The organism is Ruoffia halotolerans (genome assembly GCF_014049385.1).
GTDB classification, from domain to species: domain Bacteria; phylum Bacillota; class Bacilli; order Lactobacillales; family Aerococcaceae; genus Ruoffia; species Ruoffia halotolerans.
Genome location: NZ_JACAOA010000015.1, coordinates 36186 through 53349, shown reverse-complemented (window position 1 = coordinate 53349; position 17164 = coordinate 36186). Strand labels below are relative to the sequence as shown.

The 17164-nt window shown below is 34.8% G+C and carries 14 protein-coding genes and 1 pseudogene; 9 read left to right on the top strand and 6 right to left on the bottom strand.

Annotation, left to right across the window (positions count from 1 at the left end; translation table 11 throughout):
• Positions 1-467: 467 nt before the first annotated feature.
• Complete coding sequence (locus HW423_RS06750; RefSeq protein ID WP_218931175.1) at positions 468-788, bottom strand: MazG nucleotide pyrophosphohydrolase domain-containing protein; 321 nt, start codon at positions 786-788, stop codon at positions 468-470.
• A gap of 72 nt (positions 789-860) precedes the next feature.
• On the opposite strand from HW423_RS06750, the gene HW423_RS06745 reads away from it, so the two are divergent.
• Complete coding sequence (locus HW423_RS06745) at positions 861-1427, top strand: LOG family protein (protein ID WP_218931174.1); 567 nt, start codon at positions 861-863, stop codon at positions 1425-1427.
• Between the two features lie 1232 nt (positions 1428-2659).
• On the opposite strand, the gene HW423_RS06740 is transcribed toward HW423_RS06745, so the two are convergent.
• Positions 2660-3049, bottom strand: a complete 390-nt coding sequence (locus HW423_RS06740) for a DUF4145 domain-containing protein (protein ID WP_328803136.1) — start codon at positions 3047-3049, stop codon at positions 2660-2662.
• A gap of 123 nt (positions 3050-3172) precedes the next feature.
• A complete protein-coding gene (locus HW423_RS06735; RefSeq protein ID WP_218931173.1) occupies positions 3173-3391 on the bottom strand; it encodes a hypothetical protein in 219 nt (72 codons plus the stop codon).
• 59 nt (positions 3392-3450) lie between these two features.
• On the opposite strand from HW423_RS06735, the gene HW423_RS06730 reads away from it, so the two are divergent.
• The gene (locus tag HW423_RS06730) at positions 3451-3783 is read left to right on the top strand and encodes a PriCT-2 domain-containing protein (protein WP_218931172.1); all 333 of its coding nucleotides are present in this window, start codon (positions 3451-3453) and stop codon (positions 3781-3783) included.
• A gap of 816 nt (positions 3784-4599) precedes the next feature.
• Here the strand turns inward: HW423_RS06730 and HW423_RS06725 are convergent.
• A complete protein-coding gene (locus HW423_RS06725; protein WP_218931171.1) occupies positions 4600-5502 on the bottom strand; it encodes a glycerophosphodiester phosphodiesterase in 903 nt (300 codons plus the stop codon).
• A 223-nt stretch (positions 5503-5725) separates the two neighbouring features.
• On the opposite strand from HW423_RS06725, the gene HW423_RS06720 reads away from it, so the two are divergent.
• From HW423_RS06720 to HW423_RS06695, 6 genes and pseudogenes are all read left to right on the top strand, one after another.
• Positions 5726-7489, top strand: a complete 1764-nt coding sequence (locus HW423_RS06720; RefSeq protein ID WP_218931170.1) for an ABC transporter ATP-binding protein — start codon at positions 5726-5728, stop codon at positions 7487-7489.
• Positions 7482-9266 carry an ABC transporter ATP-binding protein gene (locus HW423_RS06715; protein WP_218931169.1) on the top strand — a complete coding sequence of 595 codons (1785 nt, stop codon included), beginning with the start codon at positions 7482-7484 and terminating at the stop codon, positions 9264-9266. The genes HW423_RS06720 and HW423_RS06715 overlap by 8 nt, the downstream gene beginning before the upstream one ends.
• Positions 9267-9871: 605 nt before the next feature.
• A complete protein-coding gene (locus tag HW423_RS06710) occupies positions 9872-11227 on the top strand; it encodes an NAD(P)/FAD-dependent oxidoreductase (protein ID WP_218931168.1) in 1356 nt (451 codons plus the stop codon).
• 415 nt (positions 11228-11642) lie between these two features.
• Positions 11643-12679: pseudogene (locus tag HW423_RS06705) on the top strand (branched-chain amino acid aminotransferase).
• 40 nt (positions 12680-12719) lie between these two features.
• On the top strand, positions 12720-13475 hold the full coding sequence (locus tag HW423_RS06700) for a 2-keto-4-pentenoate hydratase (RefSeq protein WP_218931167.1): 756 nt from the start codon (positions 12720-12722) through the stop codon (positions 13473-13475).
• Positions 13476-13493: 18 nt separating this feature from the next.
• Positions 13494-14678 (top strand): ABC transporter substrate-binding protein, encoded by a 1185-nt coding sequence (locus tag HW423_RS06695; RefSeq protein WP_218931166.1) that lies wholly within the window; start codon positions 13494-13496, stop codon positions 14676-14678.
• A gap of 73 nt (positions 14679-14751) precedes the next feature.
• On the opposite strand, the gene HW423_RS06690 is transcribed toward HW423_RS06695, so the two are convergent.
• The gene (locus HW423_RS06690; RefSeq protein WP_218931165.1) at positions 14752-15480 is read right to left on the bottom strand and encodes a DsbA family oxidoreductase; all 729 of its coding nucleotides are present in this window, start codon (positions 15478-15480) and stop codon (positions 14752-14754) included.
• An 86-nt stretch (positions 15481-15566) separates the two neighbouring features.
• Entirely contained in the window at positions 15567-15989 is a 423-nt protein-coding gene (locus HW423_RS06685; RefSeq protein ID WP_218931164.1) for a lipocalin-like domain-containing protein, read from the bottom strand.
• Between the two features lie 202 nt (positions 15990-16191).
• Here HW423_RS06685 and HW423_RS06680 point away from each other — a divergent pair, with 202 nt between their 5' ends.
• Positions 16192-17160, top strand: coding sequence for a diaminopimelate dehydrogenase (locus HW423_RS06680; RefSeq protein WP_218931163.1), 969 nt, complete (start codon positions 16192-16194; stop codon positions 17158-17160).
• Positions 17161-17164 lie beyond the last annotated feature (4 nt).

Below are 17164 nucleotides of genomic sequence, written 5' to 3'. Positions count from 1 at the left end.
TGTATTAAAAAGACAAAAAAGGACTAGCCTTTTTGGCTAGTCCTTTCTGTTAACGCTTATCAATTTACTCTAATTGTCTTAGAACAGTTATTCTTGATCATCATTTTCTCTTTATATTGCTAATGGAACGATTCTCTATCAGTCTATATAGCTTTAAATTTCGTGTATATCATTCTTATAGCGATACATTATTTACAATCTTTTTGATTAGAAGAAGCATCCCAGGACTATATTTTGGTACAATAATTACATTGATACTCATATATAATATAATAAATATGAATGTAGATTATGAAATTGTTCGGTTATGAAATTTCTATTGGACGGAGATTTAGAAAAATTTGAGTACCAATCCGCGAAGAAAATTATTTCAAGAAAATTTTAATTTTGAAGAGTGTCTTTTTTTATGATTTGTTTACTGTCGAATAATTAGAATAAGTTTGCAAGTTCAAAAAAATTTAGAAATGTTATTCATTATTATATCGATTAATGAGTTTTTCTTTATGTGATGACATAATAGATTCTAGACTGATATTATATTTATCTGCCAGAATAAACAAGCTATCCAATACATCGCCTATCTCTTCCTCTAAATCATTCATCAACAAAGAAGAAGCTTTTTGATGCTCATCAGGTCTATCTCTTCCAATTTCTATCGCTCGAACGGCTCTAGCTACTTCTCCAACTTCTTCACACAAAAAATTAACACGAATGAACGGATTATAATCATACCACTTTCTCTTTTTATAGAAATTTGTTACCCATTCTTGATAGTCTTGAATGTCCATAATTGCCTCCTTTTGTATTCTTTATACTTATTATGATACACTATAAAAAATATAAAGTCATGGGGGAGTAATATGAAAATTGCAGTATATTGTGGTGCAGCTATTGGCAATAATAAAATTTATGAAGAAGCCGCTATTGAATTTGGGAAATGGATTGGTAAAAAGAATCATGAATTAATTTATGGTGGTGGAAATGTTGGATTAATGGGAAAACTCGCTGATTCTGTTATAGATTCCGGTGGGGAAGTAATAGGAGTCATGCCTGATTTTCTAATTCAGAGAGAAATAGCTCATATTGGTTTATCTGAATTAATTACAGTTGATACTATGTCTGAACGCAAACAAATAATGCTAGAAAAGTCAGACCTTTGTGTAGCTTTGCCGGGTGGTCCTGGTACTTTGGAAGAAATTGTAGAAGCCATTTCTTGGTCAAGAGTTGGTCAATCAAATAATCCTTGCATATTCTTAAATATAAATAAGTACTATGAAGGAATTAAAGCTTTTTACAAGCATATGGTAGATGAAGGTTTTCTTACTTATGCAGATTTTGAAAGAATTGGTTTTATAAATAGCTTTGATGATATTGAAGAGTTTGTTTCGAATTTAGATGAATTAAAAATTAGAGATTATTCAAAATAAAAGTTAATCCAGAAATGATATTTGTAACCCATGGTGAGAGCCCCCTAAGTAAAGATGAATATATGTAATCTTAATTTGAATAACCACAGAGATTAGACAAAATTTATTTTAATAAAGAAACAATAGAAACGATAAATTCTTGTATGAGCGAAGCTTCTAATTATGTACATGATAAATCTGCTGCAGAAGGAGAATTGCTCTTATCTCCGGAAATAATGAAGGAAATGTTGTTAAAATTAAATAATTATTATATCGAACAAGAAAAATGATATATACAACCTGAATTATTATCAATATGTGTAATATTTTTACACCTTATTATCTATTGTAAATCGAATATGTTAATTTCAGATTGAATTAAGAGAAATAAAACATATAATAGTGGAAATGTGAGTCTCTCTTGCTGAATTATCTATAAAGGTAACTGCGAACTACTTGGTAAAATTCATCTTATTAGTAGATATGATTTTCGGAATAGTAAGGTTAATTTATTTAATCATCCAACTTTTGAAGAGGGTATTCAGTTAATTGATATGGTGTACTTAACGAGAAAAATTTAAATTCAAATTAATCAAAGATTATTGGTTAAATCTGGTGACCCAATTTTGACCCAAAAAGTTTTGATAAAACAGAATTGTATATATAATATGAATAAAACACCTAATAATAAAGATTAAAATTAACTATATCCAATATAAATCGATATGATCTATTGAGTGGGAATAAAACTAAAAACCGAACAAGCCTTGTATTATAAAGGTTTGTTCGGTTCTTTTTGTTCTTGTGGGCTTAATTTGGGCTTAACTATTCTAGATGTTTTGATACCTCTTCTTATTTATTGGGGTATAAATGGTTGTAAGTATTAAGTGTTGTTTCATTCAACATCTTCATGTCCTAACCGCTCCAGAATTAGCACGGGCTAAAACCTAATTCGATTAATTGCGATGCGTGTGAATGCCTTAAGTTAAGTAACCTAATTTCTTTAGTACATGTAAAATCAGCTACCTTTTTAAAATTGTATGAGATAGATGATTTGTGAGTGGAAAAATTCGCGTATTTGAAAAATAGTCAGGCAACATCTCTAAGTTTTAATCTAGCATATCGAATATTAAACGCAGAATTGATAGAAGTAATTCATATCTAGGTAACTCGTAGCGATGGGATTGAGGATAGCCCGGTTAGAATAGTAAATAAGTATTGGGGTAAGGACAGCATATTGCTGGCAGAAAAGATTATTTCTGATTTTTATTATCTCTATTTTCAATTCCTTTTAATGAATTATCGGGCAAAGTTGAATACAATTCATCGATTTGTTTGGGAAGAGTTATGAGTTGGTTTGCAATAACATTTATTAAATCTAAAAGGTTTTTTGCTAAGTCATAGTTGTCTTCAATCTCTATTATACCGGGGTGGACTGCATTATTTCCAATGACCCTTACAGTATCTAATGCTTGTTGAATCATTGGAGATAATCCAGTTCTTACTAAAATGCCAATTTTGTTGTTTAGGTCACCTTTTTCATTTGGAAGTAGAAAATCTACAAGATGTTGAATAGCTAATCTTGATAATGCAGCTGATGCTCTTGGAGAATCAGGTAATACTTTTGATGCTTCATTGTATATTTTAATTATCTCAGTTGGTAAATCAGAATTAGGTGAATCAACATTTGGCGTAACAAAAGGATAAAGAAGCGTTTCATGATTTAAATGTTCATATGCGTCTATGTAAGGAGTTAAGTTTTTGAGTCAAATCGAAGTGTGTTTACAAGCGGCACACGTTGCAGAAATAACTACATCCTCATCAAATAATGAATTAGGAGTGGGGAAAGTATCGTGTTTCAGGGACCATGTCCAGTTATGAGAAGCGAAGCCACCACAATGATAACAAGTAAAGGCTTCAGTGGCTCCCATAAATTCGATGTTATTATCTGAATTCATATAATAACGAGGGAATAATTCGTGCATTTTAAAACTCCTTTTTTATTTTAATCATACCATATAAAAAAAAGAAATTAGGAGATACATTGTCACAGTTTAATTTATTAGAACTATTAGATTACATAGAACTAGGAGCTACTAGCTACACTGAATGGATAGAAGTTGGAATGGCTTTGAAAGCCGAAGGGTACACTGTAAGCAATTGGGATACTTGGAGCCAAGAGATTCCCAACGTTATCATCCAGAAGAAGTATATAACAAGTGGGATACCTTCCAGGATGAAGGTATTACAGGAGAGACGATCACACAGAAGGCAAAAAAATAATGGTTGGCAGTCTCGTTCAGAACGTCGCGATACTGGCGCACTAGATTGGAACTCAACTATATCTGATGAACTGAGCATCAAAGACGATGCTTGAATTGAGAATAAAGAAATCAAAGAACCGATGAATTTGAATCCGAAAGACTAGATTGTTTAATACATAAATACGTTATTTAATTCAAATGATTTTATCGGACATATAACTGAAACTTGGGAAACAAAAGAAGATAAGTCATTGCTTGATAAAGTTATTTACGATAAACTAGCTGATCATTTTATCTAGGAGTTAAACAAGGAGGTTTTGAAAAGTTGATAAAACGAATGAAGATGCTTATGGAACATCTAATTTTTCATTAAATGAATTTAATTTTATTAAACTAAGAAGAAAAATTTGGAAACTTAAATATTTAGTGTGAATAAATAAAAAGCAAGTGAGTAAACACTTGCTTAGTGACGTTTAATGACTTCTGTGTTTATGCTTAACTAGAGTTTTCCCGGCAGCAGACTTTTTAGCCGATGATTTACTTGTCGACAACGTTTTGCCAGCCTTTCGAACTTTTGAGCTAGGATTGCACTTTTTAGCCATATTCTCACCTCCAATTATTGGAGACTAATAATTATTCACTACTTGGCCATTTTGGACCCGTAACGGCTTTTAGATTTAGCAAAGAGAATTATCGTCATATAATAGTATATAGAAAAAAATAATAAAAACAACTACATATTGTGGTGGCAAAGTTAAATGTGCACAATATACTGTGTTTGAATTGAGATTATTTACATTTTCAATTAACTGGATAAATTATCTAAAATCAAATATTTGAATAGTATTTTTGTTCTTGCTGTTACGCTAGGACTAAACAAAATAGGCTGGACGACATGAAATTTGTCATCCAGCCTTATTTCTTGTGAATTATCCCTCATTCAACACTTTCTCCAACAACTCAGGATTATCTGTCATAATCCCATCAACACCTTTAGCGATCAAATCACGCATAGTTTCTTCATCGTTAATCGTCCAGTAATAAACATCTATTCCGCGTTGACGTGAACCGTTAATGATATTCTTCTGCGTCAAATCTAACCCATGTTGATTTGTTGGTAGTTGGAAAGCTTGAGAATCTGTATGTGCAATCCCATTCAGTCTTAAAATCATCTTTGTTAAATAAGAGGTTGCTTCACTTTCACCCGCACCAATGGCGACTTGCCCGTTAGAGATTTCTTTAAAGCGTTGATTAATTTTATGATCAAAGCTTGCAATAATCACTTTATCTTCCATATTATATTGTTGAATAAGACGCCATATTTCCTGATTCATTGCTTCATAGAGTTCAGGTCTATTTGTGTCTTTTAATTCTATAACTGCTCTTTTATGCGGGAAGAGTAGAAAGATTTCTTCGACTGTCGCTAATTGAACGCCTTGTCCTTTATAGGGGGATTCGCCGTTTACATCAACAAATTTTTCACCAGCATCTAACGCTTTAATTTCTGTTAGGGTTAAGTCATTTATATAGCCTGTGCCTGTTGTAATCCGATCTACAGTTGCATCATGACTCGCGATTAAATGACCATCTTTTGTGATATGGACATCATATTCGAACATATCAGCTCCGGCTTCTTCTGATTTAGCGAAAGCTTCCAAGGTTTCTTCAGGAGCTAAAGCTGCGCCCCCTCTATGGGCAATGTTATACGTTCTCGTTTTCTTCTTCTCAAAGAATGGCATCGACTCATCAGATTGTGGCCATGCGTAGATGGCATACCAAATTGGAACAATAATACTTCCAAGGCCGAGCGCTTTTTTTACGATAGATTTCATGATGTCCTCCAAATGATTGTTTTAATTCATTATATCAAAAATTATATACGGAAGTATTGGAAGAGTATTTTAAAATTAAAATAATAAAATTAATCATATATTGAACAGTATAAAAAACACTCAAAAAATATAGGAAGACAGTTGACATTCGTTGATAACAATCGCTATTATAAGGGATGAACTTATTAGAAATAATAGAAAATATAGATGAGATGAGGATAATATGTTTCAGATATTTAGAAAGTTAGGATGGTTTTTCAAACTAAGATGGAAGACTTATACACTTGCCATTGGTGGGTTAATTGCCTGTGCATTATTATCAGCGGCAATTCCATTAATTATAGGGAATTTAGTTGATGAGATGGCACGTGGAAGTATTACTTGGACAAGTTTAACACAACAAACTGGGCTATTACTTGCAATTGGTATAGTGATGTATGGTTTACGGTACATGTGGCGCAGTAATTTGTTTGGGAATTCAACATTGTTAGAAGCGATTATGCGTAACCGTTTGTTTGATCATTTTACTAAGATGGATCAGAAGTTTTACGGGCAACACCGTACAGGTGATTTAATGGCACATGCGACGAATGACTTAGCTGCTTTACGCTTTGTTGCTGGTGGGGGAATTATTACTTTAACTGATTCCTTATCAATCACTGTCGTGACTTTGTTTTCAATGATTTTTATTATTGACTGGCAATTGACCTTGTTTACTATTTTACCTTTCCCGTTATTGATTTTTGTTGCCCAATATTTAGGGAAATTAATTAATAAGTATTTTAGAGGGTCATTAAAAGCATTCTCTGATATGAATGATCACGTACAAGAGAGTGTCTCCGGAATGAAAGTGATTAAAGCTTTCGGTGAAGAGGAAGAGGATTACCTAGACTTTGTTAAAGAAACGGACAATGTCGTTGAAAAGAACAAGAAAGTATTCCGAATTGATTCGGCTTATACGCCTGTCATCGATGTGATCACAGGTTTAACTTATGTATTAACGATCTTTTTTGGGACATACTTTATCCAAAATGGTCGTATTACTTTAGGAGACTTAATTGCTTACTTAAGTTATTTAGGAAACATGACTTGGCCATTATTAGCTGTCGGAAGATTAGTGAATACAATGGAGCGCGGGAATGCAAGTTATGATCGAGTAACTGATTTGCTATCTGAAAAAGCAAGTGTCGTCAATGATCCCAATCCTGTTAAAAACTTAGAATATAATGATTTAAAAGTAAATATTAATACCTTTAGTTATCCAGATTCAGATGCAGAAATTTTAAGTGATATTCACTTTAAACTGGAAGAAGGGGATACTTTAGGCATTGTTGGCCGAACAGGGTCTGGAAAGAGTTCCTTGTTTAACTTATTAGTGCGAAATTTTGATGTTGAATCTGGAGAAATCCTTATTGATAACACACCACTGAATAAGATTGATATGACAGAATTAAATGACCGAGTTGGTTATATTTCACAGAACAACTTACTTTTCTCAACGACAGTCCGAGAGAACATTCGCTTCGGTCGTCCAAATATGACACAAGAAGAAGTTGAATATTATGCAAAGGTTGCAGATGTTCATGAAGACATCCTAACTTTCTCAGATGGTTACGATACCTTGGTTGGAGAACGCGGTGTGAGTTTATCTGGTGGGCAGAAGCAACGGATTTCAATCGCTCGAACATTAGCGATGAATCCAGAAATATTAATTATGGATGATGCGCTTTCCGCAGTGGATGCTAAGACAGAACAAAGGATATTAACGAACTTACGTGAATTCCGTCAAAAAGGGATCACAATCATAGCGACTCATCGATTAAGTTCAATTATGCGTGCAGATGAGATCCTAGTCTTAGATAATGGGCATATTAGCGAACGAGGAACTCATGAGCAGTTAATCTCGTTAGAAGGTTGGTATGACAATATGTTCCGTCAACAACAATTAGATCAGAAAATCTCAGAAAGTGGGGAAGACAATGAGTAATACGAAACAAAGAAAAACAAGCTTCTCACTAAAAGAGCAATGGAACATATTACGTTATTTATTCTCATTTGCGAAATCTGAAACTAAATGGTTTATCTTATCTATTGTTATGATGGTTATTGCTTCTGCTTTATCAGCTTACTTACCTATTATTATTCAACAATATATTGATGAGTACTTATCAACAAGTTCAGCAACAATCCAAATTACTTTACAAGTAGCTGGAACGTACCTTGTTTTATTACTTTTAAGAATGGTCATTGTCTACGTTAAAGATTACACTTTTAAATTAGCATCCGAGCATACGGTAGCGAATATGCGAAATAATTTGTACCACAAATTAGGGAAATTAAGTTTAGATTACTTTAACAAAACACCTAATGGTGAAGTTGTCTCACGTGTGACGAATGATACCGAGACAATTAAAGAATTTTGGAATGTGTTTTTAACATTTTTCGATGGTTTTATTAATGCAACGATGATTGCGGTAGCGATGTTTTCACTTAGTGTATCGATGTCTTGGGTCTTCATGGCCTTTATCCCCGTCATAGTCATCTTGATATACGTCTACCAAAAGATTAGTACTGTCATCTACCGTCGTATGCGCCAAGCGTTAAGTAAGGTGAATGCGCGCTTAAGTGAGTCAACAATGGGGATGTGGCTCATTCAACAATTCAATCAGACACAGCGAATGAAAGAAGAATTCGATGAAGTAAACCAGGAATACTTAGTGGCTAGAACTAATATGTTCAAGATGAATGCTGTGCTATTAATGCCTGCCATTAACCTTATTGAACAAATTGTGTTGGTCATTGTCATCTGGATCTTTGCTGCGCAATTACTTTCGGGTTCAGTCGTTGATATTGGGATTATTTACGCTTTTACGTCTTATTCTAAGTCATTCTTCCATCCAATTGGAGGGATGTTAGACAGCTTGAGTATTTACCAAGATGGGCTAGTTTCAGCCTCTCGCGGGATGGCTTTACTAGCAAATGAGAATACAGAACCTCAACCAAATGCGAATGCAGTGGATTCATTGATTGATGGTCAGATTAACATTGATGATTTGTATTTCTCGTATGATGGTAAAAATGATGTATTGAAAGATATCGATTTAGAAGTGTCTCCGGGAGAAATGATTGCGATTGTTGGTCATACCGGATCTGGAAAGAGTACAATCATTAATCTGTTAATGCGATTCTACGAATACCAACAAGGATTAATTTCCGTTGATAAAGAAGATATTCGTGGTTACACCAAACGAAGTATTCGCTCTCAAATCGGCTTAGTCCAACAAGATGCGTTCATGTTCTATGGTAATTTCTATGACAATATTCGTTTACATGGAAACTATTCAGATGAAGAAGTGAGAGAAGCTGCAGAATTTACTGGAGCAGATCACTTTATTAAATCAATGGAAGATGGTTATCGTTCTCACATCAGTGAGGGGGGAACTTCACTATCAGCTGGTCAGAAGCAGTTAATTAATATTGCACGTACGATTATTCGAAATCCGCGAATTTTAATCTTAGACGAAGCTACGGCCAATATTGATACGGAGACGGATCAGTATATACAACAAAGTCTTGAAAAGATTCGAGAGCAAGCGACATTAATTGTCATTGCCCACCGACTTTCAACAATCAAAGATGCTGACAAAATCTACGTTCTGCACAAAGGCCGTGTTATCGAACAAGGTCATCATGATGAACTGATTAAATTAGAAGGAACATATTACGATATGTACCGCCTGCAATCTTTGCAAGGAAAAGTATAAGAAAAAAAGCAAAATGTGCTAACTAGCCACTTTGCTTTTTTTGTCTAAACAATCTGTTAAATAGACAATAGCCCTCTCAATAAAGAGAAGGCTACCTAACTATTCAATATTATTATTCTAAAGTTCTTTCTTGTAACTATTACTTAAAATTAATTCTTTCTCATTTAAACGATATATTCCCATAACCTCTAATATATCCTTGTAACCCTTTAGTTACGCCAGTTTGATTAAATTTCATCAAAACAAATTAAATTCTTGCATAAAAAATATCTTTCGCGTATTAATTAGTATAACATTCTTTGTATTAAAAAGCGAATTCTGTTAATGAAATAATTATTCTTGTTGTAAATTTACTTGTGAATAGCAACCCAATATATATTAAATTTTAAATAAAAATACATTATCTTGATGTAATATATACCGAATAATTTTTTGATTTATATAAATGAAAAAAATATATTACTATTATTCAAATGGATGTTCCTATGAAACATCTAACTAAATGTTGTTAAATAAGCGTTTTGTTAGATTGAGTTCTGAATGTTTGAAATCAGATTAGAATGTGATACAATAGATTTGTTAAAAAAATTTTTGGAGGTTTTGTTATGAAAATTATTGTTGTAGGTACTTCACATGCTGGGTATGAAGCAGTGCAAACTATCTTAAAAGAAGATTCAAATGCTGAGATTCATTTATATGAACGCGGGGAAACAGCATCATTCTTATCTTGTGGGATTCAAAGTTATTTAGAAGATATCTCACCTTCTTTAGATAGCTTACATTATGCAAATGAAGAAAGTTATAAAGAGCAAGGCGTAAATGTTCATATGAATAGTGATGTTGTATCTGTAGATCCAGAAGCTAAAACGATTACAGTTAAAACAGCTGACGGAGAATCTGAAGAATCATATGACAAATTATTCCTTAGCCCAGGGGCTGTACCAATCGAAATTCCAATTCCAGGAACTGATTTAAATCATTTATACTACTTACGTGGCCGCAATTGGGCAGATAAGGTAAAAGAACGTATGTCATCTGCTAAAAAAGCAGTTGTTGTAGGTAGTGGATATATTGGAATTGAAGTTGCTGAAGCGTACGCGAAAGCAGGAATTGATACAACGGTTATTGATTCATTAAATTCAATCTTACCTACGTATCTAGATAAAGAATTTACTTCAGTCTTACAAGAGAACGCACTTGAACATGGAATGAAATTCCATGGTGGGGAAAAAGTTCAAGAAATCATCGGTGAGAATGGATCTGTTGCAAAAGTCGTGACAGATAAAGGTGAATACGAAGCAGATACTGTTATTATGGCCGTTGGTGTGCGTCCAAATACACAATGGTTAGATGGTATCTTAGCACGAAACGAACGTGGTTTTGTTGAAGTGAATGAACATATGCAATCAACATCAAATCCAGATATTTATGTAGCTGGAGATGCGACATTAATTCCATTTGCTCCAACGGGAGAAAAACGTGCCATTGCATTAGCTTCTAACGCACGTCGCCAAGGTGTGATCGCTGCTAAAAATATGCTTTCAGATAACAAATTTGAAATGCCAGCCGTTTCAGGCACATCTGCATTATCATTATTCGATTACCACTTTGCTTGTACAGGTGTTAAAGACTCTGACGCAGATTTAAGCAAAGTCGACAGTAAATATTATGAAGAGACTATTCGTCCTAAATTTATTGGTGATGATACAACTGTTATGATGAAAATTCACTTTGAAAAAGAAACAAATCGTATTGTTGGTGCGCAGTTAATGTCTAAACAAGATGTTATGTTTGCGATCAATACAGTTTCAACAGCAATTTCAGCTGGCTGGACATTAGAACAATTAGCTTTAGCTGACTACTTCTTCCAACCAGAATATGATAAACCATGGAACTTCTTAAATGTGCTTGCACAACAAGCTTTAGGAGAAACGTTTGGTAGTGACAAAGAATTATTCTAATTAATGAGGCACATCTTAGGTTATTTAATCTAAGATGTGTTTTTGATTAAATTTAAATTAGAAAGTAGTTGTCAAATTCATTTTATGATGATAAATTGTATTTACTAAAGATATTTGGAGAGAGATAACATGAAAACTTTTAGCACACACACATTTAAATTAGCTACTATTATTAGCATTATTAGATAGTGTTTGTATCCGCAGTATAGATACAAACACGAAAAAACTTTCAAGTTTGTATCTATGCGTGCTAAAGATTTTTGTTGCTCGTATAGACTAATAATCTAAACGAGCAGCAGATTTATATCTCGCTTTTTTAATATACAACTGTCAAAGCCTGTTTAGATTATTAGTTAATCTAAATAGGCTTTTTTTGTAATAAAAATTTGTTTAGGAAAGGGAATGAAGATTGATAATGGAAATCTCAGTTAAACCACAAGATTTAAATTGGGAAACATTAGGTTTTGGATACATAAATACTGGTAAGAGTTTTAGAGCATACTATAAAGATGGGAAATGGGATGGAGGCCAAGTAATTGAGGCCAATACAATCACAATTAGTGAAGCTTCACCAGCAGTACATCTTGGTAAACAATGTTTTGAAGGACTCAAAGCCTACAGAACAAAAGACGGTTCAGTAAATTTATTCAGAGTAGATGAAAATGCGAAACGACTAGCACGCTCAGCTGATCAAGTGATGTTGCCACCGTATCCAGAAGATGCGTTTGTTGAAGCGGTAAAAGAAATCGTCCGTGCAAACGAAGAGTGGATTCCTCCTTATGGAACAGGTGCAACGCTTTACATTCGACCATTCTTAATCGGAGTCGGTGATATCGTCGGAGTATCTCCGGCATCAGAAGCCTTATTCGGAATATACGTCACACCAGTCGGAGCATACTTTAAAGGTGGTTTACAACCTGCACCATTCATGGTCAGTGAATATGACCGAGCAGCGCCTAGAGGAACGGGATCAGCTAAAGTGGGAGGAAACTATGCCTCTAGTTTTAAAGCAGGAAAAGAAGCCCAAGTGAATAACTTTGCTGATTCAATCTTTTTAGATCCAGCAACACATACCAAAATTGAAGAAGTTGGAGCTGCAAACTTTTTTGCTATTACAGAAGATGATGTCTTTGTTACACCTAATCACCGTCAATTCTACCAAGTATTACAAAGTACTCTCTATTGCATTTAGCAGAACATGTGCTAGGTTTAGAGATCTTTGAAGGGGACGTATTTATTGACCAACTGGATCACTTCAAAGAAGCTGGCGCTATGGGAACAGCCGCAGTCATCACTCCGATTGGAAGCATTACTCAGGGTGATAAGAAACACGTATTCTATTCAGAAACTGAAGTCGGACCATTGACTAGAGCCCTATATGATGAATTAACCGGTATCCAATTTGGAGATAAAGAAGGACCTGAAGGCTGGATTCAAAAAGTTGAATTTTAATTGTTGATGTTTTGGATAAAAAGAAAGGAATTATAAAAAAATGACAAATAAAGCAGAATTATTTTTTAAAGCCTACCGAGATAAGGAACCGCTTGAAAAAGGAAAGTTTAAATTTGAATCAACTCAAGAAGCCTATCAAGTGCAAGATGATGTACTCGCTCTGAAAGAAGAAAGTGGTGAAAAACATCAAGGTTACAAGATCAGTTTAACAAGTAGGGAAACGCAAGATTTATTCAATAGTGACTCACCTTTATTTGGACAAATGACGGATATCAAAGTGAAAAAAGATGCTTCACTTTCATTAGCTGATTACAATGAGCCTCTTCTAGAGACAGAATTAGTTTTCTTAGTTCAAGAAGATGTTAACGGCGATGATACAGAGGAGGAAGTAATGAGAAATTGTCTTGTTGCTCCAGGCATTGAAGTACCCGATGGCCGTTATGATGACTGGTTCCCTAAAACTACTTTCTACGAAGTTATCGCAGATGGTGCAGTCAATGGGGCGGTAGTTTATGGAGATGCCAAAGAATACAGTTATGATGATTTAAAAAATATCGATGCAGTCCTATATTTAAATGATCAAGAAGTGAAACGAGGAAATTCAGAAGAAGTACTCGGTCACCCTGTCAATTCAGTGAAATGGCTTGCTAAAGCCTTAGAAGATCGCGGTGAAAAATTAACAGCTGGTCGTTTTGTCTCATCAGGAACATTTATGCTACCAGAGAGATTAGAAGCGGGAAGTTACCGTGTTGAATATGAAAATGTCGGTGAAGTTCAATTAAATGTCAAACCATAAAAATCGGAGGAAAATAAAATGAAATTAAATAAATTTAGTAAGTTATTATTATCGGGATTAACTTTAGTCGGTGCCTTAGCGATGCCATTCTCTAACAGTGTTAGTGCTCAAGAAGCAACAGGTGAACCAGTTGTTCTAGGTGTAAACTTAGAACTGACCGGACCTGCGGCACCTTATAGTGTGCCCGTAGTCGAAGCTTTTGAATTGTTTGTAGAACAAAAGAATGCCGAAGGTGGAGTATTAGACGGACGGCCATTGGAACTTGTTGTCTTAGATAATAAGACAGATACAACCGAAGGAGTGTCTTTACAAACGCGTTTAGCGAATGATGAAGATGTCGTTGCAGTCTTTGGACCGAACGCATCTGCAGTTGTTAATGCAGCTAAACCGGTCATCGAAGAAAATAATAAACCAAATGTTCTACCAGCGACGACAGGAGATGGATTGACATTAGATTGTAACGGTGAGGCGGTTGAGAATTTATTTAGAGTTGCCTATGAAGATTCCTATCAAGGTCGTGCTGGTGCTGAATATGTCTATAACACACTTGGGGCTGAGAACACACTACTTATTGTAGATAATGCTCTGGATTATTCTTTAGGTTTAGCAGATGCTTTCGTTGAAGACTATGAAGCTAAAGGTGGAACGGTTGTTGCCACTGAAGCGTATACTTCTGGAGATACAGACTTTTCTTCACTGTCAACAGCCGTTTTAGGACATGAATTTGATGCAATTTATGTGCCGGGTTATTATACAGAGACCGGTTTATTAGTCAAAGCACTCCGTGAAGTTGGCGTGACAGCACCAGTGGTTGGTGCAGATGGATTTGCAAGCGATACTTTCGTAGAATTAGCAGGACCTGAAAACTCAAATGACGTTCACTATACAACTCACTATGATACATCTTTAGAAAACGAGAAATCTAACAATTTGGTTGCAGACTATGAAGAAAAATTTGGTAAAGCCCCGGATACATTCGCTGCTTTAGGTTATGATGCGATTGCTTTCTTAGTTGACGGTATCGAAAGAGCGGGTTCAACAGAAGCTGATGCTATAAACAAAGCTTTAGCTGAAACTGTTGATTTCGAAGGAGTGACAGGTACATTCTCTATTAATGAGGAACATAACCCAGTCAAACCAGTCGTTATGGTTACCCTAGAAAATGGTGAAATTGTTAATGCTCAAGAAGTAAATGTGGAATAAAATAGAAAAAAACGTAATGAAAGTGGATTTGCTTCCCCTCTTCATTACGTTTTTATTTGTTTATCTTTTGAAGCTAGTCGCAGATCCATGTTCCATTTTCAACGCGACACGATGCGCCAGTATTATCACCTAATACTTGAAACTGAGGTGTCGTAGGTTTAGTGATATTAATATTTGCTTCTTGTGCTGCTTGCTCTAAAGCTTGTTCAATCAGCTCTTGAGGTTGGGCACCACTAATGAGATATTTTTTATCAATCACTAAAGCAGGGGCTCCTTGAATACCGTAAACATTAACAAGCGCTAAGTCATTTAAGACTGCTTGTTTAGTTTCATCATTAGTTGCTTGTTTCTTCCATGAATCAAAGTCGATGGACGTTTCTTTTACTAAGTCATCAATGACATTTTGATCGGCTATATTTAAATTGCGTACAAACAAGCCTTCTTGAAGTTTATCAAAGACTTCCCAGTACATTGAATCGCCACCAATTAAACCTGCAGCTTTAGCTGCAATTAGGCCAGGTTGTGAATGAGGGAAGTTAAAGTCAGTTTGACTCATACCTTCGATATTAAAGCAGTGTTCATCATCGTTTTGCTTTGCGGCATCCCAGTGATTTAAAACTTCAGGTTTAACTGCTTCATGACTGCCAAACATTTGCTCAAAGTGTTCTACTTCCCAACCTAGGGCAAATGAACGGTGTTGTATATCTAAATTCTGATATTTATCCATGACTTTTCGCATGCGATTTGACATCGGAAAGCAAAAAGAACAGATAACATCGTGAAAAAATTCGATTTCTAGCATAATAGCCTCCTTTATTTCGTAGTGTTAGTATAGCATACACACCTATCATTACAATGGATATTTGATTGTGTAAGCGCTAAGCTAAATTATATTTTTTTCTGCCTGACTAATTTACGTTCAGGGTGTTCAATATTTGATAAGTATAAGAGGTCACCTTCAATATTAACTGAACGTTTTTGTTTTGATCCTCGATATGTAGGGATAAGGCTTAATTCCACAGAAGTAGTCATCACAGCTTTTTCTTCATCCAAACTAAAATGCCCTGAATATGCATGATACTCATGCATTCCCATTGCTTTATCAACATCCGTTCTATAGTGAGCGACGGCATTTTTAGATAAAGCTTCTTTAGCCATTAATTGAACAGAGAATAAGCCAGTATGATCAAAGATTATAAATCCTTTAGCATCCTCACCTAAAGGGTAATAAATATGGTCATTTTGATCGATTGATTCGAATGATTTAAGTGACCAAGTGGTTCCGATTAATTGTTCTTCTAGGTTTTTCATATTTACCTCCAGATAATTGTAGTTGCTATTTATAGAATACTATAGTTGTCTATGATTGGTTGTATTCATGCTTGAGTACATTTTATTAAAAGTTTTATCGAATTAAAAAAGGGAATTATGTTATAGTAAATTAATTGACATATGAAGAAAAAAGAATCAAACTATAATTAGTTTTTAACTATCCTGTAAGGAGGATTTAATTATGATAAATATTGGAATTGTAGGTTACGGTAATTTAGGGCGTGGTGTAGAGGCTAACTTAAAGAATGCACCAGACATGAACTTAGTAGGGATTTTTTCTCGTCGTAATCCAGATACTTTAGATACAGAAGCTAAAGCATATCACATCGATGATATCTTAAACTTCAAAGATAAGATTGATGTTTTAATTTTATGCGGGGGGTCGCGTTCGGATATTCCGGAACAAGGACCCGCTTTGGCAGAACATTTTAACACTGTAGATAGCTATGACAATCATAGTCAGATTCCGAACTATTTTGAAAGTATAGACACTGTGGCAAAAGCACATAAATATGTGTCAATTATCGCGACGGGTTGGGATCCAGGATTGTTTTCTTTAAATCGTTTAATTGGAGAGGCTATCTTACCTAAAGGAGATACATATACTTTCTGGGGTGAAGGCTTGAGCCAAGGGCATGGAGATGCGGTTAGACGTGTTGAAGGGGTTAAAGATGGCGTTCAATATACAATTCCAAATACAGAATTAATTGATCAAATCCATGCAGGAGAAACCGTCGAATATACATCTAAATCCGCTCATAATCGTGATGTTTATGTGGTGTTGGAAGAGGGTGCAGATGCAGAAAAAGTAAAAAATGACATTGTAACGATGCCAGATTACTTTGAAGGGTATCAAACCGAAGTCACTTTCATTACGGAGGAAGAATTACATGCAAATCATGCTGGTTTACCACACGGTGGACGAGTGATTCGCTCAGGAGAAACCTCCCCTGACATGCAACAAGTCTATGAATATGGATTAAATTTAGGCAGTAACCCTGAGTTTACAGCTGCAGTCAATGTGGCATATGCACGTGCCGCTTATAAATTGCATCAAGAAGGGCTTTCTGGAGCTCAGACAGTTTTTGATATTGCACCAAAATATTTATCACCTAAGAGTGCTGCAGATTTACGAAAAGAATTATTATAATGAG